The following is a 26,188-nucleotide window of genomic DNA, read 5'->3' as shown; positions in this document are numbered from 1 at the left end:
CCTGGGCGCTTACCCATTCTCGGGGGCTTCTGCTGCACTGGTGGACAACGGCTTCACCTCTCTTATTGGCGGCGCCGCAGACCGGGTTCACCGCCCGATGCCTGGACCACCGGCAGTGCGCCGCGTGAGTAGCGCGAGGTCCTCGGGCCGCGGGAAGACGACACCCGGTTCCGGGACAGTCAGCAGCGGGACGGCCGATCGGTGTGGGGCCGGGGCGGCGTCATGGTGTGCACGCCAGGTGTCCCGCTCCTGGGCGAGACGGTCAGACGGCTGGGCGAGGAGAGCCGGCTCGGCCATCAGGCGCGCGATGCGGGCTCGGATCGCGGCCAGTTCTGCTCGGGCGGCGGCGATGGCCCGGTCGGTGTCGGCCAGTCGCTCCGCCGGGTCGAGGGTCCAGGCGAGAGATCCGAAGCGGGCGAGCCGGTCCTCCTGCTGACGGCGCGCGTCGACCACCGCGGCGCCGGCGTGCCGGTGAGTCTCCTGCGCGGTGGCTGCGGTCGCGCGCAACTGGGCGTGCTCGGGGTGGGCGCGTTGGGCGTGGTGGCGGGCGTAGGAGTCGAAGGCAGTCCACAGCCGCGGTCGGTCGTCGGACCGGTCTGCCAGGCGCGCGATCTGCTGCGGGTCGGTGGGCATGGCCGGCAGGTAGGGCCGCCAAGCGTCCGCCCAGTCGACCAGCTGCTCGCCGGCCCGGTTCACCGCCGCCCGCCGAAGCCGAAGCCGGCCGGGACCGTCGAGCACGACCTGCGCCGCCTCCCGGACTGCCAGGCGTTCGCTTTCCCAGTTGGCGAGCAGCGTGTCGCGGATCCGGTCGGTCTCGGCGGTGACGACCGCGCCGCTGGCGTCGACCCGCGCCGTGGCATGGCGGGCGTCGATTCCTGTCTGCCGGTATGCGTCTGTCAGTGCGGCGGCCCGGTCGGCGTGGGCAGACTCGAGCGCGACGACCTCGCGCAGCGCGTCGCGGCGCGGCAGCTCGTGGGCGAGCCGCTCCAGGCAGCGCTGCTCGACCGTCCACGCCGAGTGCAGGTCGGCGAGCGCCAGCTCCAGCGGTCGTGGCGTGGCGTACCGGGCGGCCTCGGCTGCGGCCAGCCGGGCAGCGTGCGCCGGGCCGAGATCGGCGCGGTCGCGGGCGAAGACCGCGAGCCACTGCTCCCGCGCATCGCCGGGGTCGGCCGCCACGAGGTGGGCGACGTTGGCCTCCCTCCCCCGCGTCATCCCGACATAGGCCGCGGCGGCGCCGGTGTCCTCGCCGACCACCAGGTGCGCGGCGGTCACCGTGTCGCCTTGGGCTCCGTGCGCGGTGGTCGCGTAGGCCAGTTCCACGTGCGCGGTGACGTATTGGGCGGGCAGCAGCCGCGCCCCGTTCCCGGCCGGGGTGACGGCGAGGGTGACAGCGGCATCCCCGCCGCCGGCCGGGGTGACAGGCGGTGTGCCGTCGGGGGTGACGAGCAGCCCGCCGTTCCGGTCGACGCCAATAACCGTCCACACGTCGCGGTTCGCGACCTGCAGGTCGCGGTCGTTGCGGCGGGTGGCGATCCGGTCACCGACGCCGATCCGCTCCCCGGCCCCGGTGACCACCGCCGCGACGTCGTCGACCCGACCTTGGGTGACGAGTCGGTCCCGGATGGCGGCATTGAGGGCGGCGGCCTGCTCACGTGTGCCGACCACCACGGCCACCCGCTCGCCCGCGGCGAAGGAGATGGCCGCGTCGGCGGCGAGCGTCTCCCGCAGCGCCTGCGCGTTGGGGTGCAGCCGTATCTGCTTGCGGGCCAGGAGCGCGTCGAACACCTTGCCGGGGTTCTCACCGGAGCGAATCGCCAGCGTCAGGTCGGCGTAGTCGCTGTCCGGTGTGGTGCGGCCGGTGGCGTCGGTGCGGCTGAAGCGGTGCACCCCGACCAGGGTCAGGTGCTCGGTCGGGTCGACCTGGGCCGCGGCGAGGTCCAGGACGCCACCGCGACCGACCGCCGCGAGCTGATGCCGGTCACCGAGCAGGGCGACGCGCACCCCGCACTCGTCCGCGATCGTCAGGAGGGCCCTGGCGGTGTCTTGATCCAGCATGCCCGCCTCGTCCACGACGAGGAGGTCACCGGCCCGCAGCCGCGCCCCTTCCGTCGGGCCGCGGTAGGAGTGGCCGGTGACCGGGTCCGTCTCGCCGACGGCGAGCCGGGTCCACGCGCCGTCGGCATTCCAGCGCCAGCCGTACTCGAAGGCCAGCCGGGCCGCCGACCCGGCGACCGCGCCGACCTCCGCGGTGACGACCTGGGCCGCCTTCAGCGTCGGGGTCACCACCACCAGCCGGCGCCCCTGATGGTCGAGCGCGTTCCTGGTGGCGGCCAGCGTGGTGGTCTTGCCGGCGCCGGCCGCGCCCTCGATCACGACCAGCCGCCGCTGGCCGGCGAGCGCGGCCACCGCCGCGGCCTGTCCCAGGTCCAGCCGGGTGGCACCGGCTGCGACGTCGACCGGCGGTGTCGGGTCGGTGGCAGAGACGCCGGCCGAGTGCTCGGTGGCGCGGGCGGCGAGGCGGGCGGTGAGGTCGTTCTCGACGGCGAGCACCGGGCCTGAGGTCCAGGCCCGGATGTGCTCGGGCACCCCGTCGCGGTCCAGCAGCGGCGCGCACCGGTCCATCGCGCGCGCGGTGAGATCTTCGGCCAGCTCGATGCGCACCGCCGGGTCGGTGACGATGCCGGCGGCGGCGAGCAGCTGCTCGACCTCTCCGCGCACGTCAGCGGCGTTCCACGCCGAGCGGGCGGCGCCCAGCCGGGCCAGCACCCGCTCCACCGCCTGCTCCCGGTCCAGGCAGCCGACCGGGGTGGGTGTCAGGCCGACCGCAACATTCCGGTCGCGGTAGCCCAGGGCGACCAGCTCGGCCAGCCACCGTGCCGTGAGGTCCTCCCCCGGCTGGGGCAGCACCTTGTCCGGGCGGCCCGCTGCCCACGCTCGCGCGTCCCAGGCCCGGCGCAACGCCGGCCCGGCGCGTTCGCCGGGATGCGCCGCGGCCCATTCTCGTTCGTACGTGTCGATGTTCCGGGAAATCTGCGAGGTCCGTGCGCTGAACGGACCGACGTACTGGGCGAGCTCGTGCACTTCTCCGGTCGCATCCAATGCGTACCCGTGGGCGGCGAGCGCGGCGCGGAATTGCGGGTCGCAGGCGACCGCGGCGTGCCCGATACCGTTGATTGCAGCGAGTGAATCGCGGACGCCGACGGTGTGCAGGCCGCGCCATTTCCCCGCCGCGAACACGCGGGCGTTGATCTGCAGGTGCAGATGGCGGTGCGGATCCCCGGCACGCGACGTGTAATGCGCCACCGTCACCGCCTCGGCCGCCTCGACCGGCACCTGCACCTGCCCGCCGCGGGGACCGACCCGGGTGGTGGCGTGTAACCCGAGCCAGCCGATGATCTGCTCGGCCGCCCGGTCCTGGGCCGCGTCATACGCCGTCGCGATGTCCGGATGCAGCGCGGCCGCCAGCGACCACGTCTTCGGGCCGTTGACCACCACCTCGACGAACCGCACCGCCCGGTCGTCGTCCCGCAGTTGCCCCCGCGGCTCGCCGGTGTCCGGGTCGCAGCCGGCCACCCATGTCTCGTAGGCGTCGCCGGTCAGCGGCGCCAGCTCGCTCACCCGCCCCCCGGCAACGCTGAACCGGCGGGCGACGCCGACGCCCTCGGTCAGGTAGTAGTCATCCGCCCGACCCCGGTCGGCCTCCACGTACTGCCGGGCAGCCGCCGGCGCGCCAGCGTAGATCTTCATCCCGCCATGCATTCTCAACGCCACCCGACAATGACCAACAAGTCACCCCTACAAACGGCGATGGGCCCCGCGAAGCGGGACCCGATCTACCTCCGAAGGTAGCATGCGTGCCGTTCTTTAGTGGAGTCTTAGACAGTGATGGCAATTGCTGACGACCACGGGCTATTCGGGGAGGGGTAACCGAGACTATTTGATGATTACGATGATGGTTGATTGGGCTAGTACGCTGCGGGGCGGGCGTCTATCCGTTGACTATCGACGTTTACTGACACACCCGTTCTCAGCTCTACGATCCGCCGACCTTTCGCGGGCTACCTTCAGCGGGCGGCTCCCCCGTGGGGCTCGAAGCGGTCGCCGGCACGCGTCCCTCAGTCGATCTGACCATTCACGCGACTCCGTACCCACCCGATGAGGCAGTGCAACGCCGCATGTCCCTCGGGCGAGGCGAAGCCTTGCTCCACTCGTGCCGCTTCGATCAGGTCCGCGCCGTCTACCGAGCCGCGTCTGTGGAAGTGTTCGAGCACTCGACCGGAAGGGGTCGCGCTGCTGAAGAGTCCCGCGATTCCGAGGGCGATGGCGTCGGAGACGGCCAGTGTGACCGGCGGCCGCTTCATCGCGGCGCGGCGGTCGAGGAGTTCCGATACGCCGGCAGCCACCTGCAGGTCGGTGGCAGGCGTCCTCACCCGGCAGATGACAATCACTCGAGGCTCCCCCGCTAGACTTGCACCGTCCACTTCTCTCGATACTTCGGCGTGCACCCCGGGAACCTGAAGCAACAGTGGGGGTGTCTTGCGCAACAGTCTCCAAAATGCCCAGGGCGCGCCTCACTTGGGCACTTTTAGCCGTTCGCGAAGCTTCATTCTCCGCGAATCTGCCGGATGTCGTGGGGCCCCTAACCCGTTGAAACTTATCGTGGCGGCCCTCAATTTCGGTTGAGCTGAAAGCGGGGAACCGCGTTGACACCGGGTTCCGGTCGCGAGCACGAGCCCAACTCGTCCAGGCCGGGCTTTCTGGTCCGCACCGTCTAGCGACTTAGTCCTACCATTTCGTTGCGGTGAATAGGACGACGCGGCTGGCTGAGTCTTCTGCGCGCACACGCGTTCCCGTCTGGGGCGTCGCCGGCGGAGTGCGCCTGCTTGGCGGGGTATCGGTGCGGCTGCTCTTGTGAGCGGTTGCGGCGCTGCCGGGTTCATTTCCCGTCGTCGCCGTTTCGGTCACTGGCGTGGTGGGGCCTGCGGCCTCGGGCATGGGGCGGAACAGGCCGTCACCATTCTCGTCGCGACGTAGGTCCACTCTGGGCCGAAGGTCCGACTGTGCACTCGGGTCCCCGCTGCTGGGCGAGCGGCTCTGGCTTGTGATCGCGCTGTCCTTGTCCCGCGTCGGCGCGTCTATGTCCGCAGAGACCGCGGGGGGATCGACGTCGCCGTGGGACGTCCGGTCCTTACCTCCCCGGCGCGCCCGCCGCAGCACGCCGACGCCGACTGCCACCGCCACTGCCACCGCCACGGCAAGAGCGGATGGCGTGCTCATGAGCAGTGGTTGACCGCCCTGACCCGCCGACGTTGCCCGCGACGGCCCACCGGCGTCCGCGTCGGGCTCCGGGGTGAGGGATAGATCGCCCAGGGGCACGAAGCCGATGTGTGGCCGCGAAATAGCCGGAGCGACGTCGCGGACCTTCTCAATGACGACATCCCAGGGGGACAGGAGGGGAACGAATGCGTTCTCGCTTTCTGTCTCTGCCACGGGTCCGGAGGCGAGTGGGGACGCGCCAGTCAGCTGCCTGCTGAGCTGTCCCGTGACGCCGAGGGTGATCAGTGCGGCCAACGTCGCCGCCACCGCAGCAGTCTTGCCTGCACGCCGAAGTTTCGGAATCCAGATCGGCTTGCGTGACTGCCATGCGTCGCGGCCGCGACGCGCGACATGGCGAGCGGCCCCCACGACGCGGGGTGTCAGGCGCCTGCGAAGCTCCACTCCTGGTATGTCGGCCATTCGGGGTGGCACCTTGAGCCCTTCCCGCACGGAAGACGCTGATTCTTGATGAGGCCGTTATGAGGCCGCAGCGGTTTCGACGGACGTGCTGCTGCGGGCTTGCCAGTCGGCGAGCCAGCCTTCGAGGGCGGCGGGGGGCAGCGGGGCACTGATGACGTACCCCTGCACCTGGTCGCAGCCCAGGGCGGCGAGTCGGTCGAGCAGCGCCTGGGATTCGACGCCTTCGGCGATCACGCTGAAGCCCAGCCGGTGGGCCAGGTCGGTCACTGCCGAGGTGACCGCTTCGTCCGCGTCGTGGTCGAGCATGTCCTTGATGAGGCTGCGGTCGATCTTCAGGGCGGTGATGGGCAGGATGCGGAGGAACGCGAGGCTGGTGTAGCCGGCGCCGAAGTCGTCGATGGCGACCTCCACGCCCCGGGATTGCAGCTGCGTCAGCACGAAGGCGGCGCGTTCGGGGTTGGTCATCACCGCCGTCTCGGTGATCTCCAGCTGCAGCAGCGACGCCGGCAGCTCCGCTGCCAGCAGGGCGGCCAGGACTCGGGCGGGCAGGTCGTCCTGCAGGAGGCTGCGGGGGCTGATGTTGACCGCCACCTGCAGCGGCATGCCGGCCCGACGCCAGCTGGCGGCCTGCTGAATGGCCTGGCGGAGCACCCAGCGGGTCAGCGGCTGCATCAGCCCACTGCGCTCCAGGACCGGCAGGAACTCCCCGGGCGGCAGCAGCCCGCGGCTGGGGTGCTGCCAGCGCACCAGCGCCTCCACACTGGTGACCTGCATGTCCCGGAGCGAAACCTTGGGCTGGTAGTGCAGCACGAACTCATCGTTGTCCAGAGCCCGGCGCAGATCGGTGACCATCGCCAGTTGACCGACGGTGTGCTGGTCGGTCGCGGGGTCATAGACCACGGTGCCGCGGCGGCCGAGCTTGGCCTGGTACATGGCCACGTCGGCGCGCTGCAGCAACTCGGGCAAGGTCCGGCCGTGCTCGGGGGCGAGCGCCACCCCGATGCTGGCGTCGACGGACAGGTCGACACCCTCCACGGTGAACGGCGCCTTCCGCAGCCGGCGGAGGAGCTGCTCAGCCCGATCATGCGCCGCGCCGGTATCGGGAAGGTGGGTCAGCAGAACACCGAACTCGTCCCCACCGAGGCGGACCACTAGATCCTCCGGCCGCACCGCGGCCTGCAGAGTGGCCGCAACTCGCTGCAGCAGCAGGTCGCCGGCGGTGTGACCGAGAGTGTCGTTCACGGACTTGAACTCGCTGAGGTCAAGAAGGAGGAAAGCCAGCGGACGCTTGAAACTCGCCTTGGCCACCAGAGCCCGGGCGTCTTCGTAGAGCGCGCGGCGGTTCAGCAGCCCGGTGAGCGGGTCGTGGCGGGCGTGCTTCTCGCGCCGCAGCAGGCGATGTCGCAACCACACCAGCCCGACGATGACCAGTGCGAAGATCACAACGACCGATATCTGCTGACGCAGCAGCCTGTCCTGCGCGGCCGCGGTGAGGTCGCCGTGCGGAATCACCACCTCGACCAGTGACCCGCCCGAAACAACATCCTCCTCCGCGGTCGACGAGGGGAGAAAGACCCGCAGCTGGGCCTGCCCGTCCGCAGCCTGCCCGGACTTCATCCACGACTCCCCCTGTCGGGCACGCGCGACGTCGCCGTCCGAAACCTGGAGCGCGCCAGAGGCCGGGGAAGCGTCGAACAGAGGTGTGCCGTCCAGCCTCCACACGCCCAGTCCCAGCAACTGTCCGTCAGCACGAAGCCGATCGACGTCATCACGCAGCCCAGCGAGGTCCTCGGCAGAGAGATCACCTCCGGCAAGGTCACTCACGCCGAGACGGGGGTGCACGACGGTTGCGGCGATAACCTCGGCGGTCGTCACGCCCTGGGCGTCGGCTCGTTCCTGACCCCTGGCTTCAAGTCCCTGTATCAGCCAGACCATGGCGCCCAGAATCAGGGCGACGACAATGAGCAGAGGCGGACGCGACATAAAGACTCGGCGCACGCTAAACCCCATCCGGCCAACGATCACTCCAGTCCTATCGACGCATTAACGCCAGCCTTGAGTCAGTCGAGGTGGCGTGCACCCATTCGGGTGTCGTCGTTCATGCCCGGTTAATGCTCGGCCGCACACGGTCCAGCTTGGATATCCACGTGAACCCCGCAGGCCAGCCCACCAGAAGGCACACGCGTCTTGTCTTCGTCGGCCCGTCGGAATCTGATCGCACGACCTATGACTTCCTGCGGTTGGAAAGGCGTTTGCAGGTCCACGAACATCCATCAGGTCGAAGTCCATTCGCAGTCACCCATCCAGATAAAGCCCCCCCAATAAGAGGCAGATCAGGCCTGCGGTCGCTTCATGTGGCGATCGCCATCACCGATCCCTGGCACATGAGCGCCACACGTGACGACACCGTGCAAGTCGATAGCACCTCTGCCGAGGCCAAACGCGGATACGCCGATGCAGTCACTTTCCGCGCGCTCCGAGTCTGGTCATGGTGGCGCCGCGAGTCCACCGTCCATGACCTGCTGGTGTTTGTCGTCGCCACCACCAGCCGCGATGAACTGAACCGCACTTGCGCGCGCCTAAACATCCTCACGCCTGGGCACGTCACCCGTCTCCGGGCTCACGAGTCCGGCTTCGGCGAAGCGATGAGAACCCCAGCGCAGTTGCTGTGGATGCCTCTCGAGAAGTACGGACAGCAGCCCCATCACTGGTTTCATGAAGACCAGCTCGCGGCCGCCAGGTCGTCAGCTCCCACTTCCCCCGGCCGCGGCCTGGTTCGCCACCGAGGGCACCGGTCGGACCAATCGGGCGGTGATCCATCAGCCGGTGGCCTACCGGCGAAGCGCCCCTGACGCTGTCAGATCAAGCCGCCGACCGCCCCCAGACTTGCGGGACGCCCTGGCCCGCCTTCAGCACGCCAGCTCCTCGCCGCGAATCTCGCGTCGTCGCTGCGCGGATTCCCGGGGTCGTGGCTGCCACGGAGAGGGGTTAGATCTCTGGAGGCGCACAACGATCGCGCCGGCTGCCACTCGGCTGCGATCGACGCTGAAGTCGGATTAGGGCGTGTGCGGGCCCTGGTCCTGTGACACCCAGGCGAAGAGCATCTGCCACAGGTGCCCATCTCGCCGTTCGAGCTGAAAGTAGCCCCACCGGGCCTGGAAGGTCCGCGCCTCCCATGGAAAGTCGACCGAGAGCTGGCGGGCGTAGTCGATCGCCTGGCGGTCGTCCTCCACGTCGAAGGCCTCAAGAACCGTGGCGCATCCGGCCAGGAGGCGGTAGCTGGGCATGACGGCGTCCCCGTGGCTGCTCCCGGGCAGCCACCAGGGAAGGCCCCGTTCGACATTCCATGGCGAGACTCAGCGCTGTTGAATGAATTTGGGAGTAGACCTTGCCGTGGCGGCGCCGTCTCCACTGCCCTTGGAGGCGGCGCCGTCCCACGGAAAGATAGGGGCTACCCCTCGGTACGACACCCGACCTCGGTGGACTGTGATTCAAGTCACAGCGAGGTGGCGTTCACCAGGATGGTATACGGGGAGCGTGGGGCCCCGACGTGAAGCCGCCGCCCGCGTGATCGGCGTACGAGACGAGAAGCGTTGCGAGCGCGTTCCCGGGGAGGCAGCCACGGCGCCCTCCGCGCAGCGGTGGGGACCAGCCGGGGCGTCGACGCGGTACGCCAAGCCTCGTCGAGGAGCGTCTGACCCACTCGCCACAAGCCCGCGGCCCGACATTCCGCCCTCGGCATGAGGGGTTGGTGAGCAAGCCTGCCACGCACCGGGCGTCGGGCCCTTTTGTGACGGTTCACTGGAGGTTTTGCTGGGGCCAGGGGACCAGCGGCGGCAGCCGGTCACCCGGGTGCGGGACTCCGTCAGGGGCGTGGGTGATGCTGCGGGGTTCGTGGCTGCCGGCGGCGTGGGCGATCGCGGCGAGGACGAGGGTGAGGGCGTGGCGGTCGAGGCCGGCGGCGAGGTCGCCGAGGTCGACGGGGTGGCCGTCGGCGATGCTGGCGGCTGCCCGCAGGACGTGATGGTCACTGCTCCTGCCGGTGATGGTGCCGATGCGCAGGGCCCCGTCGAGGTCTGGCCAGTAGATGTGAGCCCACAGTCCCTCCCCTTCCACGTTCCCGTCGACGGTGATCAGCCCGGCGTGCTGCAGCTGCGGTAGCCAGTGGCCGGAGGCGATCAGCAGAAGGATCGCGGCCTCGTCGGAGTAGTCGCCCAGGGCGGCGCGCAGCAGGGCGTTCTCCACGTCGACCAGGTCGAGATCAGCGGCTCTAGGTTCGAAGATCACTGGGTCCTCCTCTCCCGGCCAGCGGGTCGGGGGTAAGTGTGCCGTTGGGGTCTGACAGGCGCGGCCGGTGACGGGTGTCGGGCGGCGGTCGCGGTGCTGGTGAGCGCGTCGGGCCGGCAGGCCCGCCGGCAGCTTGCTGACGGTCGGCCTCGACGCGCCAGCGGCGGGGCCTCGCGCGACCCCCGCCGCCGGCCGGCCACATGAACCAGCCCTCGCCTCGGCGTGGCCGCCCCCGCGGGGCGCGGGGACGACCGGACGCCGGTCAGGTGGCGTCGGGTGCGGGGACGACGGTCGGGTGGTCCGTGGCGTCGATGATCTGCCGTTCGATCTCGGCGAGGGTGTAGCCGCAGGAGTCCAGGAACCGCAGCCAGCGGGCGTCGCCGGTGCCGGGGTTGCGCCAGGACTGGCGGTGCATGCCCGATTCGGTGGCGCCGGCGACGTGGGCGAGCAGCGCCACGGCGAGCCGGGCGTCGGGCACCTGTTCGCCGCTGGTCAGCGTGGGCGCGGGCTTGTCCCGGGTGGCCCACCACTGGCCGGGGGCGTCGACGCCGAGGTCAGCGGCGGCAGTGTCCTGGGCGCGGTTGGGTTGCCCGGACAGCCACCGGGACAGCGCCCGCGGGTCGGCGGCCATCGTCTCGACGGCGAACCGCAGCGCGGCCTTGGGCGCGGTCTTGCGCTGCAGCAGGCCCTTGATCCACTCGCGGCGGGTCTCGTTGGCCGCCGCCATCGCCTTGTTGTTCTCGATGGTGGCCCGCCGCTCGGCCGAGGCTGCTTCCCGCTCGTCCTCGCTCGGCTCCTCGCCTGCCGCGCCCCCGGGTAGGACGGTGGCCGTCCAGCGGTCACGGTGGCCGTTCCCCGCCGGGTCGGTGCACACCTCGACGACCTGTGGCCCCTGCCAGCCGCTGGTGTTCACGTAGACCGCCGAGCCGGGACAGCCGGCGTGGCCGTCGGCGGTCAGCGACTCGCCGTCGTGCTCGAGGTCGGCCAGCCGGGTGGCGGCGCGGCCGGTGTCCTCGTCCAGGACGGCGCGCCCGGCGGCGATCAGCTCGGACAGCAGGGCGGCTGCCCGCTCGGCTTCTGCTCGGGCCTGCTTGGCGCGGGTCAGCGCATGGGCGAACCGCCCCGTCCCCTCCCCCGCCGCCGCGATCAGGGCGGCGGCGGCGTCGGGGTCATCGGCGTAGTGGGCGACGGCGGCGGCCTGGTCCAGGGTCAGCCCGGCACCGGCGACCGCGGCGGCGGTGTCGCCGTCCAACCGGGCGACGCCGGCGGCCTTGGCGACCCGCTTGCGGCCCAGCCCGGTGGCCTTGGCCACCCTGGCCAGCGGCACGCCGAGGTCGAGCATCGCCTGCACGCCGCGTGCCTCCTCCACCGCGGACAGACCGCGACGGTGCAGGTTCTCGGCCAGCATCGCCCCCACGTGCCCGGCCTGGGCGGCCCGGTCGCCGTCGGCGGCGTTCCCGTCGAGCGCGAGGTCGGGGCGCAGCACGCACGGCACCGCGGTCAGTCCGGCGAGGACTGCGGCGGCCGCCCGGCGGTGCCCGGCCACAAGCTGATGGCCCGGCGTCCCGTCGGCGGCGATATACGGGATCACGGTCAGTGCCTCCAGCACGCCCTGGGCGGCGATGGAGTCGGCCAGCCCGGACAGGTCGCCGAGGTCGTCGCGGATGTTGCGGGGGTGCACGGCCAGGCCCCGAGGGTCCAGCCATACCAGCCGGTGTGCCCGGCCGCTGTCCTCGGCCATCCCGGCGCTTGTGGTGCCGGTCCCGGCTGGGTCGACGTGCTCGGTCTCGCGCTGCTCGATCCCGGCACCGTTTCCGGTCGCGGAAGGCTCGTCGGGCGTGCTCTCCCGGCCGGTGTTCAGGGCGGTGACTGTCCTGGTCGTGGTCATGGCGGGTTCTCCTTCGATGCTCTGCAGGGTGGCGGTGCTCTCGGTGCGGGTGCTGTCGCCGGGGGTGCTGGTGGCGGTGGTGCTGGTGGCGGGCATGGCACGCTCTCCCCGGCTCAGGCGGTGGCGAGGACGCGGGCGCCCCCGGGCTGCGCGACCGGTCCGGCGGGCGGGGCGCTGTCCCCATCCCCCGGCGGGTTCTGGGTGCCCTCGGCGCCGTCGAGGTGGTCGAGGATGCGACGGGCCGCGGCGGTCACCGTGGCCGCGGCGGCGCGCACGACGTCGGTGTCCCCTGCCGACCAGGCGGCGACGTAGGGGACGGTGTAGGCGCCGGCGTCCAGCCCGGCCCAGGCGGTGACGATGTAGGCGACCGACTCGGCTTGGGCCTCGGCCCGCCCGCGGCAGCCCCGGTAGTCATAGCCCTCGGCGGTGTGCCCGCACTCGATGTGGGCCAGCTCGTGGGCGAGGGTCTTGACCGCCTGCGCGTCGGCGACATCCGGACGCACCCGCACGGTGCGGGCGGCCGGGTCGGTGAGGCCGTTGGCCTGCCCGCAGGCCTCGCGGGTGAGCGTGTAGCCGTGCGCGGCGACCTGGGCGGCCAGCGCCTCCCACAGGGCGGCGGGGGCGTCACCGGTCAGCAGCTCCGGGACGATCTCGGGCAGCGGGTCGCCCTCGGTCTGGGAGATGTCGAAGACGTGCGCGACCCGGAACCCCCGCAGCACCCGCGCCCCGGCCGGCCGGTCGGTGTCCCCGCCGGTCGGCTCCCCCGCCAGCCCCGTCCTGGTCGCCCTCGCGGGCGCGGCCTGGTCGGTGTGTCGACCGCTGTCGGAGTTCTTGGCCGTGTAGGTGCAGGGAGCCAGGACCGCGAGCCCGGTGGATCCCTTGACCACGCTGCGGCCCAGCGCCTTCCAGGTGCCGAACCCCGCGACCCGGGTCGGGCTGATGCCCAGCCGCGCGGCCTGCAGCTCGATCAGCAGCTGGTTGTTGAGGCTGTAGGTGTGGAACTTCGCGGCGGCATCGAGCATCGCACGCCACTGCGGATCGGCGGTCAGCTGCTCGACCTGTTCGCCGATCTGGTCGTGCAGGGCGGCGATCTTCGCCGCCCGCGCGGCGTCGGCCGCTTCCGCCTGCGCGGCGCTGCGGCGGGCGCTCCTGCCCCGCCCGCCCTTGCCGGTGCGACTGCTGCTCGCCGTGCTGCTGGTGCTGGTCATCTGGACCCTCCCGGAACTGGAGCTGAAGCCGGTACGGGCGGAACCGCGGAACGGATGTCCTGCCACCCATTCCCCCGGCCCGTCCGGCAAAGAGCTCTGCTCAGGGGCCGGGAGCGACGGCGGGGGACGACCGGACCAAGACTGCTTCCGCAGCGAAGCGCCCGAAGGGCGGAAGGATCTTGGTCCGGTCGGGAGGAGACGGCGCGGGAGGCCCCTACGCTGAGCTGCCGGACGGGTCGGGGGATCAGCAAGCGCAGCCCGCCGCAGGCGGACCTTGACGACGGCGCAGCCGGCGCCACGCGCAGCGTGGCCCGCAGGGTGCTCCTGGCCTGCCGCAGCGACCGCAGTGCGGCGACGCCGGCGGCGCGCCCACCGGTCAGGGCGCCCCGGTCACCCAACACGTCGCCGGGGGCCCTGGCGGACCGATCACAGACCCCGCCGTCTCGCCGTGCCCGGAGTGCGGTGTCGAACGCCATGGGTCGAGCGTGACCAGGCAGCGCCCGCCCGAGGGCGTCCGCCCGGATGTCGTGGACGGGCAGCCGTTGTCCACAGGGACCAATTGCGCAGGAGCGCCCCCATGCTCAAGGCCTGCATCGGCAAACAGGAGGACAACTGGAGGAACCCCAGGTCCGCAGCGGACCTCCAGTGGTCCTCCAGTTCCGTAGGTGTCAACGGGTCCCCCGACTGTCGTCGGCCTACCGGAGAACGTGCTGCAGAAGCGCAGGCGGCGCAGATCGGTCAGCGACAGCGTCGCGGAGGACAACCGGGCATCGGGGCCGGGAAGGAACTGGAGGCGGTCCCGGGAAACCAATCATCGGGACGGGTCCGAGACCAGCCGCAGTACCGACGTCTGTCCACCGGCTGTCCCGGCGCCGACCCCCGGCGCCGGCAGATGAAGGACCTCCATCGCTGCCAGGTGACGCGCCAGCGGCGGCCGCTACAGGAGAAGAACCGGAGACAGTCAGACAAGGCTGGCTGTGAAGTGTCACCACCGGGCCAGAAATAGCGCCTTCTGTGGTGAAGGCACCGTCCACCACCGACGACCCCCGGGAGCCAGCCATGCCCCACCCCACCGCCGACCACGAGCCCGAGCTACTCACCATCACCGAAGCCGCGGACGTGCTCCGCGCCCCCGTCGCCACCCTCCGGTACTGGCGACACCTCGGCACAGGCCCGAACAGCTTCCGACTCGGCCGGCGCGTCCTCTACCGCCGCACCGACCTGCGCACCTGGATCGACGCACAAGCAGACCAGCCCCCGCACCGATAGCCCCGGCCTCCGGAGAGCGGCTGGACGAGGCACGGGGCCGCTCCCACTCCGGGCACACGGTGAGGCCTTGTGGCCACCCCCCGCCCGTGGACAACGACGGCCATCCACAGAAGCCGAACAGGACCGGCTCCGGCAGCGCCGGAACGGCGACGCTGCACACACGCACCGAGAGGAGGAGCGATGGGATGGATGGGCCCGGTCGTAGACGACCAGGAGCATGAGGGCTGGGTGGTGCCGCTGTTCGCCGACGGCGCGCAAGGCGTCGGCACCAGCAGCGCCCGCGGTGTGCTGATAGCCCGCCGACCCGACGACGGGCCGGGCAACGGCGACCGGGTGCGGCTGACCTACCGCGACGGATCCACCGCCGAGGGCCTCTGGCAGGACAGCACGGTCATCCGCGGCGACGGAATCCTGCATACCCACACCAGCGGCCAGGTCCGCCTCGAGATGATCGACCAGGCCGAGCAGTGGCGCCCCGACGCCGCGGTCGTCGGCTGGGCCGCCGGCTGCACCTGCGGCTGGCGCGGCACCCCCTGGACCCGCGTACCACCGGAGCTGGCCGACCCGACGGCGCGACAGCTGACCACCGCCGGCCCGTGCGCCGATCTGGAGGCCGCCGACGAGAACCGGGTGAGACAGGAATGGCGCCGCCACATCGCCGGATGGCAAGCCCTCGAAGACGTCGAGGCGGCCGCCGCCAGGCAGACCGCCGCCGCCCGCGCGCTGGACCAGGCGGTGCGCGCCGCCCTCGCCGCCGGAGCCCCGTGGGCTGACATCGGCCGGGCCGCCGGCATGACCGGCCGGTCGGCCACCGAGTGGTGGTCCACCCGTGACTGAGCAGGCCACCGGCCACCCCGGACGGGGCGATGAACCCCCGGCAGGGCAGCGCACCGTGCTCGTCGTCGACCTCGACGGCGAGCCGCTGGCGCCGCTGCCCGCCCTGGAGGAAATCCTGCTGTGCCTGGGCACGTGGGAGGACGACGACCGGCAGGATCCGTGCGCCGACACGGAGCCGCTGCGGGTGCCGGCGCCACTGGCCGGCCGGGTCGCTCTCGCCGCCGTGCAGCGCCTGCTCACCGACCTGACGCCCACCCAGTCCCGGCGGCCAGAGCGCGGCCGGCTGCTCGCCCCGGACGGCCGCTACGAGCACGCACCGCTGACCGCGCTCACCCTGCCCGCCGCCGACATCGACCTCCTCTCCGCAACCGCCGCCGCCCTCGGCCACCCCGGACTGGATCCCGACATCGGCGAGCTGGTCGACACCCACTCAGAGCAGCTCACCCTCGGCTACCGCCAGGCCGAGCCCCCCGAGTTGGTCTCGCACCTCGCACGGCTGGCCGGCCTGCTCGACCTCGCCCCCACCGACGACACCCGACTGCTCACCGCCCGACTGCGGGCCACCCCGCCCGGCACCGACTGTGTGCTCAGCGACGCCGAGGAAGCCGCCCACGCCCGCACCGCCGACCGCATGAACCACATCTGGGCGCACGGCTCCGGCATCGACCGTTACCTCTACTGAATCCGGGAGCGCCCCAGCACGTTCAGGGCCGCTGCTGGTCCGCCGCGTGCTCGCCTACGAGGCCACATCGGGAACCTGCCCGCGCCCCGTCACGCAGGGGACGCGGGACTAACCGCCCGACCCGCTAGAGCCTCCGAGCGGCCAGAGCGTCTTGTAGGCCACTGCAGCGATCAAGACCAAGATCAAGGCGACCACGATGACTCGCAGAGTCATGTCCGCGAACACGCAGAACCGGAACAGCGTCGGATGGTCCTGCTGAGCCTTACGCACCTTCGGCTCGGCGTTCTTGCCCTGGTAGCTGGCCTCGGCGAGCTGCGTGAAGTAGTCCAGGAACGGCGATCGCCTCAGGAGGTGGCTCAGGAACCGGGCACCACCCGAAGTGGGATCCTCATAGTCCGGTGGTTCCGGTACCTCGGTCCGCTGCGGAACGCGCGAGGCAGGACGCACCTCGCTGGCCCCTCTGACGATCCGGCGGCCTTCGCTCTTCGGCTCGTCGTTTTCGTCGTCACGCAGCGGATCCGGTACATCCTCCGTCATGCGCCGAGCAGCTGGAGGCGGTACTGCAGGGCACTCAGCGAGACACCGAAGAGCCGAGCCAGCTGGACATCGTTTAGACCTCGGGCTCGCTCGGCCCGAAGTTCCTTCTCCGGCATCAGCAGAGCACCGGCGAACTGGTTGGCGTAGACCTCTTCCGGGCTACCCCGGTCTTCGTCAGACCGGCGGTCGACGTAGTCCATCTCGGCAGCCGGGCCCGGGCGCTCGCTGTGCTCGACGTAGTGCCCAAGCTCGTGCGCTACGGAGAAGCGGTACCGGTTCGGCGGCTGATCACGGTCGATGTAGATCTCTGCGCCACCGGGGGTGCCGTAGATGAGCCCGAAGACGTCGTTGCCGAGCTCGGCAGAGAACACCTCGACGCCCATGTCCCGCGCGATCTGCACTGGGTCAACCGGGAGGAATCGCTCTGGCCAGAATTCGTCCAGAATCTCCCGAGCCATCTCGTTGGCGTTCTGACGGATCGTGTTGACCGGCAGCTTCAGCAAGGGGCTCGACATGGGTTCCTCCTCTCGAAACCCGGGAGGCGCATGAGTCCTCGTGATCGCACTGTCCCGGATGCTAGTGGCAACCCCTGACCGTCTGCCGGTAGTCCGACTCACCAAGACCGCATCGGTGCGCGGCCGCTTCGAGCGACTCGCTTCAGGGCTGATCCACCGACGACCCGCGGCACCTGCCCCACCAGGCGAACCAGGGCGACGACGATCCCGCGATCTTGGTCCGCACAGAGTCCGCAGAGAGTCCGCAAGAGGCCCACAACTCGTCGTTGACGGCCAACCGCTGCCCACGACAATAAGCGCAGCTCAGAAGGGCGATTGGAGAGATCCCGGCTGGTCCGTGGCACCCTCCTGATTCATTTCGGGGATGACGCACTCGCCATCGAAGCTGGGACTGCGCGCACAGCAGTCAGCGATACGCGATCTTGCTGCACCCAAGCATTTCCGAGCATGAGCGGCCGGGACCGTCACCAGGGACGGATGAACCGAACAATCTCTTCCCAGCCGCTCTGTCCGCGACGGCTCTTGCCGGTGTCGTCCTGCGCCCGACGGGCTTTGTGCTCGAGCTCTGCCTCGAGCCTGTCGCGCGCTGTCCCTGCCGGCACTGATTCAAGCAGTGCGGGCCGCGGCGGCCCTTTCCGCCCCCCAACAGCGTCGGCCAGCCCTCGCGCGAGGCGCTTGCAGCGGTCCCAGTCGTCCGTCTTCCCGGGCAAGGCCGGGCTCAGGATCTCCCAGGCGTCCCAGGCGCCGTCTCGCCGGAATTGGCGGTACAGCCGGTCATACGCGCGGGCCGCGGAGTAGTCGGCCGGTCCGGGCGGTGCATCCAGAGCCGTTGCGAGCACAACCGCAGCGCGCCGCGGTGCCTTGTCCCACAGAGTGGTCGCCTCGGCGAGGGGTCGGTACGCGCCGAAGCCTGCGGTCCGCACGAACGCGAGGTCTGGAGAGACGTCGGCTGCAGCAGCTGTCTGTTCAGCGTCGAGCCCGGCGCGGAGGGCGTCGGCGAGCAGGTCGAGCCGCTCGGCAACGGCACGCGCCCACGCGCCGTCAAGCCCAGGCTGGGAGAGCAGCGCCGCGACCGCGGGCGATCCTGCCCGCTCGCGCAGCGCCCGCCAGCGCACACGGCCCTGTTCTGTACCGATCAGGGCCGTCACCGCCCGGTTCAGCGGAGGCTGAGCGTCGAAGTGCCCGGTGCCGAGGGTCTCTGCGAACGCTGGATCGGGCAGCGCCGCCCAGGCCGCCCACCACGCCTCTGTGTCGCGGTCTACCACGAGCCGCGCCGCCAGCGCGACGTCGCCTACCGCGACAACAGAAAGTTCCCTTGGGGTCGCCCGATCGGCGACGATCGTGGACAGGTCGTGTCGCGCGGCGCTTGCCACCGTCGGCCCGCCGGGAGACCGCGTGTCGGGGGCGATGCCGCGTAAGCCGGGTCCGGCGATCGGCGGGGGGAGGGCTGCCACTACAGCCGCCGGCTCTCGCTCCCACACTAGCGCCGCCCATGCCGACAGGCCCGCGTCGGAGGCGAGTAGTCGCTCGGCGACGTCGTGACGGAGCAGCGTCCGAAGCATCTCGTCAGGTGGCACGTCGCTCAGCAGGCCGTCCTTCGGATCGAGCAGCGCCCGCTTGAGATGCCGCATGCTCGCGGCCTTCGGTGCGCGCGCCGTCACTACCGCGACCGCGTCCGCGGGAGGGTCGTCCCCGGACGTCGCGACGAAAGCCTCGACGAGCAGGGGCATGACGCGCCGCCGAGCGCTGTCTGGTCCGCACCGGCGCAGGAAATCGCGCAGCGGGCCAGGAGCGTTGAGGTCGTCCGTGAGCGCAGCCAACGCACGGTCCGACAGCGCACCGTCGCCCGGCGCCGGTGGCGGGGCCGCAAACCCGTACTGCGGCGGCATGAGCAGAAGGTCGAATGCGCCCTGTGACGTGCGGCGCGGCTCGAGCGCCCCTGAGCAGAACGAGAAATGACGGCGCAACCTGGGCCACTGCTGCTCCCACACAGCGATACAGAGATCATTGCGCGACGCCAGCCCGTCGAGCTCGAGCGTGACCGGGCCGGCGCCGTGACCGTAGAGCCCGGCGAGCACCTGCCGCGCCGCGGCGCGGTCCACCGGCGCAGACCGCGACCCGCCAGCGCCGGGCCACGCGAGAGGCGACCGGTAGGCCGCCCACCCGCCGTTGTCGGTTGCTTCTCCTGGGTTCCGCAGCAGCGGGAACAGCACCTCTAGGCGCTCAACGGCGAGCATCTCTGGCGGAACGAGCAGCGTGTGCGTCCAGACAGTGTTGGGGCGAGGCGGCGAGGGCACGTACCACGTCCGGGCCACGGCGTAGGCCGTCCCAGACGGCAGCGGGTACCCGGTTAAGTACCCGTCGTTGTCCGGGACCGGCCGCTGACCGCTTGCGTCGCTCAGTCTGTCCAGGAGCCACAGGTCATCACTGTCGAGGGCCCGGCTCGCCGCGAGGAGTCGGTGACCGTCTTCGTATCCGTGCAGTGCCTGGTGCACGAGGGCGCCACTCGGGACCCCACGCCCATCGTCGGAGGGCATGGGCCCGCTCACCCGAGCGCGGCCCACCGCAGAGGACCCGTCAGGTCGTCCGAGCGCGATCCGTCCGGCAGTAACGTATAGGCGCGTTCGCGCGGGCGGCGGTCCGCTATCGGCTCGGCGTCGTAGTCGCCGCCCTGCGCGCACACCCCGTAGGTCTGGACGACTAACCGATCCTGCTGCGCGTCCAGGAAGCTCCGCAACATCGGCATCTTGACCGCCAGCCAGTCGCCCGGCGGCCGGTCACCGGCCCGGTCCCAGGCGCTGATCATGAAGGCAACCCGGGAGGGTCGGGCGTCGCTGCCGCCGCCCTTCCTTCGGGCCCTCACCGCCCACTGCAGCAGCTCGATCAGGTGGACCTCACCGGGCAGCCCGCGAGGGTCGAACGGTGTCTCCCCGTCGCCGGGCAGCGGCGCAGCATCGTCGCCCACCAGGTCCTGCATCTGCTTGAGGGCCGCGATGGTCACTCTGGGACGCTGGTGGTCCGGATGGGTGAACAGCAGGAGCCCGTCGGCTTCATGGACGAGTTCTGTCGCCGTCCCGTCCGCCCGCCGCTTGACCACGATGTTCTCAAAGGTCTCGCCGGCAATGTCCGGGACGGCGAGGCGGACGCTGCCAGGCCCCTCCGGGAACTCGACATCGAGTTCGACCAGCTCTCCGCTGTTCGAAGACGTTCGCCCCATCGGCTCCCCGCGCAGCCAAGCCTGCCTGAGCTCTTCGAGGTAGGCCCGGGTCTCGGGCTGCCGCGCCAGTCGCGGAGCCGACGCCCGCGGCGGCGACGAAAGCGCTTGGTACAGCGCCGCCAGGTACGTCGACTTCCCTGTCGATGGCATGCCGATCATGGTCACTCCGGCGGTGCTCATCGCTGCACTGCCCCGGCTGCGGCCAGGAACTTCGCCGGAACGCCGTCGTTCGCCACGAAACCGTGCAGCCGCCTGCGCGATTGCGGCAGGAGGGGCACGGGCACCGGGCGGGCAGGCGCTGGCACGAGCAGCGCCGCGAACAGCTCGTCGAGCCCCTCCCCCGAAGGCCGGGCAGCGGTCCGGCGCAGGGTGACCGGTTGCCAGATACCGGCCGCCCAGGCGAGCAGATCGTCGAGCTCATCATCGAGGCCGTCGGCGCCGCCGCAGCGGTCCCACTTCGTCACCACGATGTCGAGGGGAGTCGCTGGGCGCAGGTCCGGGCCTTCCGCGACCGCGCGCAGGAGCGTCCTAGCGTCGGCGAGCGCCACGTTCTGCCCCCTGGTCGTGACCAGGCGGGCCCCGTCGATCAAGAGAAGGACGTGCGTCGCCGAGCGCAGGAGCGGGGCGTAGTCACCCGGCTGGTTGTACTTGAGGAGTCCCTTCGCGTGCTCGCCGGAAACGTCCGACAGCAGCAGGTGGCGCTGCTGCCCGTTGGCGTGCCGCACGGCCAGGTGCAGCGCGACGCGCTCGGTCGATCTGCTGGTACGCGGCGTGTCGGGCTCGGACAGGCCCGACGCCGCTGACGCGAAGTGCGCGCGGGCTTCGAACCCCAGCAGCGACTCGGACGCGGCGAAAGCCCACCCGGCGACCGGTCCCGCCGCGAGCCGCTCGTACACCGCCGCCAGCAGCGTCGTCTTGCCGGCGTCCACCTCGCCGACCACGACAACGACCTCGGCACCATGCGCCCCGAGTACAGCCGTCGCCTCCTGCGGGGTCAGCGCCTCGCCCGAAGGGACGGAGTGCGACCGTTCGCTCTGTTGCAGGCGGTGGCGTCCTCTCGCCGCGGGGTCGGCTGCCGCGCCCCGCTCAGCGGGCCCGGCCGGCGCGCCCTCGGCCGCCTTGCCCTTGTCCGTGTGCCCGCCGTCCTGTTCCTCGTCAGCCAGCGTGTCGTCGGGCTCGGCCGTGTCGTCGGGATCCTCGCCGACGGTCGTGCCGCCCGGTCCTGCAGTCACTCGAGCCCAGACCAGACGTCGAGCAGCACGGCCTGCCGCAGGCTGAGGCGTCCCAACGCGGCCGGGTCCTGCCCGTCCCAAGGAGCGTTCTGGACGAGAAACTCAAGCTCGGCCGGCACTTCGAGCGGCGGCAGCTCGAGCTCGGCGGCGGCGCGCTTTGGGAAGCGAGTCGACGCGAGCATCTGATCGATGAGCGCGTCGGCCTGCGGCGGCGCGGGCGCGAGAGCGAGGAGCTCGGCAATCTCGCGGCCGGCGACGACCGCCGCGGTCGCCGGGTCTGCCGCGCTCCAGGCGAGGCCGAGGGTCCTGCTTTGGCCAGTGAGCAGCCACGCCATCAGGTCACTCTCCTCGGCGCAGAGGTCGAGGGACCGCTCAGCCCACTCCGACACTGCATCGAGTTGCGCGGCAGCCGACTCGAGGGCTGCGTTCACGGCCGTGCCGACCCTGGCGATCGCGGCGGCAACGCTCTCGGCCGTGACGCCGGCCTCCATGTCTTTTGCGGCGCCAGTCTGCACACTCTTGGTCCATACGGTCTGCCTAATCGCGGCGGGCGGGCGCGTGAGCTGACGGCGGGACGTGCCCAGATCAACGAGCCGCTGCTCCGCCTCGGTGGGCAGGTCGCCGACGACGCTGCTCCAGCCCAGGCGTGACGCCACGGCTACCGCCGACGCCGCGAGGACGGCGGTGTCTCCGCCGCTGGCGCTCACGTCCATCAGGCAAGCGCCGGCTAGCAGCGCGACCTCCCGGCCGTTCTCGCGCATCAGGAACGAGGCGTCGTGGCGCTTGAACACCGCGCGGAACCACTCGTCGCTGTCGCCCTCTCCCCGTTCGTGTGCGAGGCCGACTAGGCCCATGACCTGGGCCGGGGCCAGGTCCGGCAGCAGTTCGTCGAGCGCGGCGCCGCGCGCCGCGATCATCTCGGCGCTCGCGCCGATCGAGACTTCGTTGTACCAGTCGGCCAGCAGGGGGTTCACGCGCTGCGCCCCCGCCCGCGATCGCGTGCGTCGGCGACGGCTGCGGCGAGCCGCGCGAGGGCGCCTGGCGCGTCCGCCCGCCCCAGGGCCGTGAGGATCATCGTCACGTGGTCCTTGTCGATGTCGGTTGGTTGAAGCAGTCCGCACAACAGCAGGACGCGTTCCTGGTCCGGGACCGGCAGGTCCAGCAGGTCGCGGGCGATCCTTCGCTGCTCGTCCACGCGGCCCTCCTCGTCGGTGAGCGGCGGACGTGGAGCGGCTTCGGCGCTGCCGGCCGCCGTCACGGTCGGCTGCGGCTCGTTGCGGGGCGCGCGGACGAGCGCGCCATCGAGCCGCGTCGTGACTGGCGCGGTGACCGCGGACAGGGTAGGCAGCGGGAACACCTCGCGCTGCGGTCCGGGGCCCTCGCCACTCGCACCGAAGCGGTTCCACTCCGGGCGCAGGACCCGCTGCCAGACGTCGACGATGAGCTGGTGACCTCCTGCACCATCGGAGGCGACGTCGAAGCGGATCCAGTTGTACGTGGGGTAGTAGCCCGGCTGCTCTTCGGGGTGCACGGCCCCGGCGGTGATCTCAAGGCAGCCGTTGATGTTCTGCACCCGTTGATCATGTCGGTGTCCGCACAGCAGTGCCCACGCCCGATGACGGATTCGGTCCCTGATCTCGGTCGTGTCCCGGCAGTCCTCCGGACCGTGGTGCGCGAGCAGTAGGTGAACGGCGCCCGGATCATCGATCGGGAGGCTCGTCTGCGTCCGGCCGACGACGAGCGTTCCTCGACCATCGTTGCGGTCGCTGTTGAAGACGGTGGTCAACCCACGCACGGCCAGGTGATAGCCGTCAGACAGGGGCAGCGGAGCTTCCCACGGCAGCCCGTCCTCCTGAACCTCGCAACGATAGCCCAGTGCGAACTCGTTGTAGTTGTCCAGGGGAGCCAGCAGCGGGCGGTCGGGGTCATCGATGAGCTCGTCGATCATCGGGGTGAGTTGTTCCATCGGGCAGGTGCGCAAGGTCTCGCGGGCGATCTTCGCCGACGGCCTGATCGACGGCCAGTGGATGTCGTGGTTGCCGGGCACGGTGAGCACGAGGGAGTCCGGCGAGCCCACCTCGGCGGACACGAGGTCCAGCCACTCGCGGGCCACGTCGTACTCCTCGGGCGCACCGCTGTAGGCAATGTCGCCCGTCACCACTACAGCGGTCGCGTTGCCGAGTTCGTGCCGCATGGCCGCGAGGTCCTGCATCAGATGAGTTCGCACGGCGCTCATCCTGGCGGCCTGACCTCGGCCGCCTGTGTGGAAGTGGATATCGCTCAGGTGGACGAGGACCGCAGGCGGCACGGGGAGCCTTCCGTCGGGGCGGACGCGCGCAGCGCCCAAGGTCACACGAGATTTTCCCACACCGCGCCGCCTGGCGGCGCATTGCCCAGACGTGCAGCGCCCTGCCGGCGACCTCCGTCGGGCCGGCACCACGGCCGGCTGGCGAGCGGCCTCGTCGGCTCGTCAGGACGGCTCGGAAGGAGCAGCGAATGAGGCCGGGTCAGTCCGCACACAGTCCGCAGAATCCGCAAAAAGTCCGCAACTTAACCAACTCTCACCGGCGTCGGCCAACATCGCCAAACCATGAAACCCCAGCTCACACCCGCGTTCCATCGTTCACCGCGCACAGCCGTACACCCCGGATCAGTTCGACAACTACCGCTGATCCGGGTCGCCGTAGGGTCGTGGCACCGCCGCCCGACCGGGCGGCACCGATCGTGGAAGGCCCCGTGTGACCCGCCGGAGCACCCTCACCGCCCTGACCGGCGCCGTCGCCCTGGGCGGCGCCGTCGTCTTCGTGGCCACCTACGTCCCGCCCAACGAGCGGGGCGTGGTGGCCGAGGGCGTCGACCGGATCAGCGGGACGCTCGTCGGTGCCGGCTCCAGCGCCCAGCAGGCGGCGATGCAGGGCTGGACCGCCGGGTTCACCGCCGTGCAGCCGGAGCTGACCGTCAGCTACGACCCGATCGGCTCCGGCGGCGGGCGGGAGCAGTTCCTGGCCGGTGGGACCGACTTCGCCGGCTCCGACGCCGCGCTGGACGACGAGGAGCTCGCCGAGGCCGAGGAGCGCTGCGGCCCCTCGGGGGTGTTCGAGCTGCCGAACTACATCTCGCCCATCGCCGTGGTCTACAACCTCGACGGGGTCGACGAGCTGAACCTCTCCCCCGAGACGCTGGCCGGCATCTTCGACCAGCGGATCACCCGGTGGGACGACCCGGCCATCGCCGCGGACAACCCCGGCGCCCGGCTGCCCGACCTGCCCATCACCCCGGTCAACCGCAGCGACGAGTCCGGCACCACCGAGAACTTCACCGACTACCTCGCCGAGGCGGCCGGCGGCGTCTGGCCGCACGAGCCCGACGGCGGCTGGCCGGTGCCCGGGGGCGAGGCCGCCCAGGGGAACTCCGGCGTCGTGGCCGCCGTCGGCGGCGGGCAGGGCACCATCGGCTACGCCGACCTCAGCCAGGCCGGGAACCTCGGGGTCGCCCGCATCGGCGTCGGCGAGGAGTTCGTGGCACCGTCGGCCGAGGCCGCCGCGGCCGTCGTGCAGAACTCCCCACGCGTCGAGGGCCGGGGGCAGCACGACGTCGTCATCGACCTGGACCGGGACACCGCCGGGTCCGGCGAGTACCCGATCGTGCTGGTCAGCTACCACATCGGCTGCATGGAGTACGACGAGCCGGACGTCGCCGAGCGGCTGCGGGCCTTCATGACCTACGTGGTCAGCGAGGAGGGCCAGCGGGCCGCCGCCGAGGTCGCCGGCTCTGCCCCCATCTCCGACGGCCTCCGCGAGCAAGCCCTCGCCGCCATCGACGCCGTCCGGGCCACCTGACCCGGGCCGGTGCTCGGGTCAGCGCTGGCCCAGCTCCCGGGCCAGCTGCTCGAGCCGGGCGATCCGCTGGGGCATCGGCGGGTGCGAGGCGAACATCGTGGCCATGCCACCGCCACGGAACGGGTTGGCGATCATGAGGTGGCTCTGGGTGACCAGCCGGTCGTCCTGCGGCAGCGGGAGCGCCGAGGCGCCGCGCTCGATCTTGCGCAGCGCGCTGGCCAGGGCCAGCGGGTCCTGCGAGAGGGCCGCGCCGGAGGCGTCGGCCTGGAACTCCCGGCTGCGGCTGACCGCCATCTGCACCAGGCCCGCGGCGAGCGGGCCGAGCACGATGAGCAGCAGCCCGCCGAGGGCGTTGCCGCCCCCCCGGTCGTCGGACCGGCCGCCGAACAGCGCGGCGAACATCGCCATGTGCGCCAGGTAGGTGATCGCCGTGGCCATGGCGCCGGCGACCGAGCTGATCAGGATGTCGCGGTTGTAGACGTGCGAGAGCTCGTGGGCCAGCACGCCGCGCAGCTCGCGGCGGTCGAGCAGCTCGAGGATGCCCTGGGTGACGCAGACCGCCGCGTTGCGCGGGTTGCGGCCGGTCGCGAACGCGTTCGGCTGGTTGGTGGGGCTCACGTACAGCCGCGGCATGGGCTGGCGGGCCTCCGTGGCCAGCTCGCGCACCATCGCGTAGAGCTGCGGCGCCTGGGTCTCGGTCACCGGGAACGCCCGCATCGCGCGCAACGCCAGCTTGTCGGAGTTGAAGTAGGCGTAGCCGTTGAGGCCGAAGGCGATCACGAGGGCGATGAGCAGCCCGCCGTTGCCCCCGATCAGATAGCCGGCGAAGAGGATCAGGCCCCCCATGGCACCGAGCAGGACGGCAGTCTTCAGCCCGTTGTTCCAGCGCGTCACGACCGGTCCAACGCCGCGCCCCGGGAGGCCGTTCCCCGCCCCGGGCC

At 71.4% G+C, this 26,188-nt stretch carries 20 protein-coding genes and 1 pseudogene; 5 read left to right on the top strand and 16 right to left on the bottom strand.

The window, feature by feature from the left end:
- Window positions 1–87 precede the first annotated feature (87 nt).
- The 3 genes from mobF to BM142_RS00855 all read right to left on the bottom strand — a co-directional run bounded on the left by mobF (window position 88) and on the right by BM142_RS00855 (window position 7,719).
- The gene (mobF, locus tag BM142_RS00865; RefSeq protein ID WP_092194901.1) at window positions 88–3,747 is read right to left on the bottom strand and encodes a MobF family relaxase; all 3,660 of its coding nucleotides are present in this window, start codon (window positions 3,745–3,747) and stop codon (window positions 88–90) included.
- A gap of 368 nt (window positions 3,748–4,115) precedes the next feature.
- On the bottom strand, window positions 4,116–4,448 hold the full coding sequence (locus tag BM142_RS00860) for a hypothetical protein (RefSeq protein WP_092194900.1): 333 nt from the start codon (window positions 4,446–4,448) through the stop codon (window positions 4,116–4,118).
- A 1,345-nt stretch (window positions 4,449–5,793) separates the two neighbouring features.
- Window positions 5,794–7,719, bottom strand: coding sequence for a putative bifunctional diguanylate cyclase/phosphodiesterase (locus BM142_RS00855; protein ID WP_175527034.1), 1,926 nt, complete (start codon window positions 7,717–7,719; stop codon window positions 5,794–5,796).
- A 371-nt stretch (window positions 7,720–8,090) separates the two neighbouring features.
- On the opposite strand from BM142_RS00855, the gene BM142_RS24050 reads away from it, so the two are divergent.
- The gene (locus BM142_RS24050) at window positions 8,091–8,588 is read left to right on the top strand and encodes a hypothetical protein (RefSeq protein WP_139228727.1); all 498 of its coding nucleotides are present in this window, start codon (window positions 8,091–8,093) and stop codon (window positions 8,586–8,588) included.
- A gap of 204 nt (window positions 8,589–8,792) precedes the next feature.
- Here the strand turns inward: BM142_RS24050 and BM142_RS00850 are convergent, their stop codons facing one another.
- From BM142_RS00850 to BM142_RS00835, 4 genes are all read right to left on the bottom strand, one after another.
- Window positions 8,793–9,023, bottom strand: coding sequence for a hypothetical protein (locus tag BM142_RS00850; protein WP_092194898.1), 231 nt, complete (start codon window positions 9,021–9,023; stop codon window positions 8,793–8,795).
- Between the two features lie 511 nt (window positions 9,024–9,534).
- Window positions 9,535–10,023, bottom strand: a complete 489-nt coding sequence (locus tag BM142_RS00845) for a hypothetical protein (RefSeq protein ID WP_092194897.1) — start codon at window positions 10,021–10,023, stop codon at window positions 9,535–9,537.
- Window positions 10,024–10,285: 262 nt separating this feature from the next.
- On the bottom strand, window positions 10,286–12,007 hold the full coding sequence (locus tag BM142_RS00840; RefSeq protein ID WP_092194896.1) for a ParB/RepB/Spo0J family partition protein: 1,722 nt from the start codon (window positions 12,005–12,007) through the stop codon (window positions 10,286–10,288).
- A gap of 17 nt (window positions 12,008–12,024) precedes the next feature.
- Complete coding sequence (locus BM142_RS00835) at window positions 12,025–13,119, bottom strand: ArdC-like ssDNA-binding domain-containing protein (protein WP_175527033.1); 1,095 nt, start codon at window positions 13,117–13,119, stop codon at window positions 12,025–12,027.
- 1,059 nt (window positions 13,120–14,178) lie between these two features.
- Here BM142_RS00835 and BM142_RS00830 point away from each other — a divergent pair.
- The 3 genes from BM142_RS00830 (at window position 14,179) to BM142_RS00820 (ending at window position 15,907) form a co-directional block, all read left to right on the top strand.
- Window positions 14,179–14,388, top strand: coding sequence for a helix-turn-helix domain-containing protein (locus BM142_RS00830; RefSeq protein WP_092195170.1), 210 nt, complete (start codon window positions 14,179–14,181; stop codon window positions 14,386–14,388).
- Between the two features lie 189 nt (window positions 14,389–14,577).
- The gene (locus tag BM142_RS00825; RefSeq protein WP_254790447.1) at window positions 14,578–15,225 is read left to right on the top strand and encodes a hypothetical protein; all 648 of its coding nucleotides are present in this window, start codon (window positions 14,578–14,580) and stop codon (window positions 15,223–15,225) included.
- Window positions 15,218–15,907: a LuxR family transcriptional regulator gene (locus BM142_RS00820; RefSeq protein WP_092194894.1), complete on the top strand. Its 690-nt coding sequence runs from the start codon at window positions 15,218–15,220 to the stop codon at window positions 15,905–15,907. The genes BM142_RS00825 and BM142_RS00820 overlap by 8 nt, the downstream gene beginning before the upstream one ends.
- 108 nt (window positions 15,908–16,015) lie before the next feature.
- On the opposite strand, the gene BM142_RS00815 is transcribed toward BM142_RS00820, so the two are convergent.
- The 8 genes and pseudogenes from BM142_RS00815 to BM142_RS00785 all read right to left on the bottom strand — a co-directional run bounded on the left by BM142_RS00815 (window position 16,016) and on the right by BM142_RS00785 (window position 23,716).
- Window positions 16,016–16,444: a hypothetical protein gene (locus BM142_RS00815; protein ID WP_092194893.1), complete on the bottom strand. Its 429-nt coding sequence runs from the start codon at window positions 16,442–16,444 to the stop codon at window positions 16,016–16,018.
- Window positions 16,441–16,959 carry an ImmA/IrrE family metallo-endopeptidase gene (locus BM142_RS00810; protein ID WP_092194892.1) on the bottom strand — a complete coding sequence of 173 codons (519 nt, stop codon included), beginning with the start codon at window positions 16,957–16,959 and terminating at the stop codon, window positions 16,441–16,443. Before BM142_RS00810 ends, BM142_RS00815 begins: the two co-directional genes overlap by 4 nt.
- Before the next feature lie 464 nt (window positions 16,960–17,423).
- Complete coding sequence (locus BM142_RS00805) at window positions 17,424–19,061, bottom strand: hypothetical protein (protein ID WP_139228726.1); 1,638 nt, start codon at window positions 19,059–19,061, stop codon at window positions 17,424–17,426.
- Window positions 19,062–19,169: 108 nt separating this feature from the next.
- A pseudogene (locus BM142_RS25575) lies at window positions 19,170–19,496 on the bottom strand (GAP1-N1 domain-containing protein); the annotation flags it as partial.
- An 8-nt stretch (window positions 19,497–19,504) separates the two neighbouring features.
- Window positions 19,505–20,356, bottom strand: a complete 852-nt coding sequence (locus BM142_RS00800; protein WP_139228725.1) for a TRAFAC clade GTPase domain-containing protein — start codon at window positions 20,354–20,356, stop codon at window positions 19,505–19,507.
- On the bottom strand, window positions 20,353–21,408 hold the full coding sequence (locus tag BM142_RS00795) for a TRAFAC clade GTPase domain-containing protein (protein ID WP_092194889.1): 1,056 nt from the start codon (window positions 21,406–21,408) through the stop codon (window positions 20,353–20,355). Before BM142_RS00795 ends, BM142_RS00800 begins: the two co-directional genes overlap by 4 nt.
- Window positions 21,405–22,382 (bottom strand): GTPase-associated system all-helical protein GASH, encoded by a 978-nt coding sequence (locus BM142_RS00790; protein WP_092194888.1) that lies wholly within the window; start codon window positions 22,380–22,382, stop codon window positions 21,405–21,407. Before BM142_RS00790 ends, BM142_RS00795 begins: the two co-directional genes overlap by 4 nt.
- Window positions 22,379–23,716, bottom strand: a complete 1,338-nt coding sequence (locus tag BM142_RS00785) for a metallophosphoesterase family protein (protein WP_175527032.1) — start codon at window positions 23,714–23,716, stop codon at window positions 22,379–22,381. Before BM142_RS00785 ends, BM142_RS00790 begins: the two co-directional genes overlap by 4 nt.
- A 430-nt stretch (window positions 23,717–24,146) precedes the next feature.
- Here BM142_RS00785 and pstS point away from each other — a divergent pair, with 430 nt between their 5' ends.
- Entirely contained in the window at window positions 24,147–25,247 is a 1,101-nt protein-coding gene (gene pstS, locus BM142_RS00780) for a phosphate ABC transporter substrate-binding protein PstS (RefSeq protein WP_092194886.1), read from the top strand.
- Window positions 25,248–25,265: 18 nt separating this feature from the next.
- On the opposite strand, the gene htpX is transcribed toward pstS, so the two are convergent.
- A complete protein-coding gene (gene htpX, locus BM142_RS00775; RefSeq protein WP_092194885.1) occupies window positions 25,266–26,141 on the bottom strand; it encodes a zinc metalloprotease HtpX in 876 nt (291 codons plus the stop codon).
- Window positions 26,142–26,188: the final 47 nt, after the last annotated feature.

The organism is Blastococcus tunisiensis (genome assembly GCF_900112815.1).
Classification (GTDB): Bacteria; Actinomycetota; Actinomycetes; order Mycobacteriales; family Geodermatophilaceae; genus Blastococcus_B; species Blastococcus_B tunisiensis.
Note: the sequence above shows the minus strand (reverse complement) of the source record. Positions and strands in the feature narration are given on the sequence as shown.

Bases quoted from the DNA above. Each gene is read 5' to 3' on its own strand.
- mobF (WP_092194901.1), bottom strand. From the start codon at position 3,747: ATGAAGATCTACGCTGGCGCGCCGGCGGCTGCCCGGCAGTACGTGGAG.
- BM142_RS00855 (WP_175527034.1), bottom strand. From the start codon at position 7,719: ATGTCGCGTCCGCCTCTGCTCATTGTCGTCGCCCTGATTCTGGGCGCC.
- BM142_RS00850 (WP_092194898.1), bottom strand. From the start codon at position 9,023: ATGCCCAGCTACCGCCTCCTGGCCGGATGCGCCACGGTTCTTGAGGCC.
- BM142_RS00840 (WP_092194896.1), bottom strand. From the start codon at position 12,007: ATGCCCGCCACCAGCACCACCGCCACCAGCACCCCCGGCGACAGCACC.
- BM142_RS00835 (WP_175527033.1), bottom strand. From the start codon at position 13,119: ATGACCAGCACCAGCAGCACGGCGAGCAGCAGTCGCACCGGCAAGGGC.
- BM142_RS00830 (WP_092195170.1), top strand. From the start codon at position 14,179: ATGCCCCACCCCACCGCCGACCACGAGCCCGAGCTACTCACCATCACC.
- BM142_RS00825 (WP_254790447.1), top strand. From the start codon at position 14,578: ATGGGCCCGGTCGTAGACGACCAGGAGCATGAGGGCTGGGTGGTGCCG.
- BM142_RS00815 (WP_092194893.1), bottom strand. From the start codon at position 16,444: ATGACGGAGGATGTACCGGATCCGCTGCGTGACGACGAAAACGACGAG.
- BM142_RS00810 (WP_092194892.1), bottom strand. From the start codon at position 16,959: ATGTCGAGCCCCTTGCTGAAGCTGCCGGTCAACACGATCCGTCAGAAC.
- BM142_RS00800 (WP_139228725.1), bottom strand. From the start codon at position 20,356: ATGAGCACCGCCGGAGTGACCATGATCGGCATGCCATCGACAGGGAAG.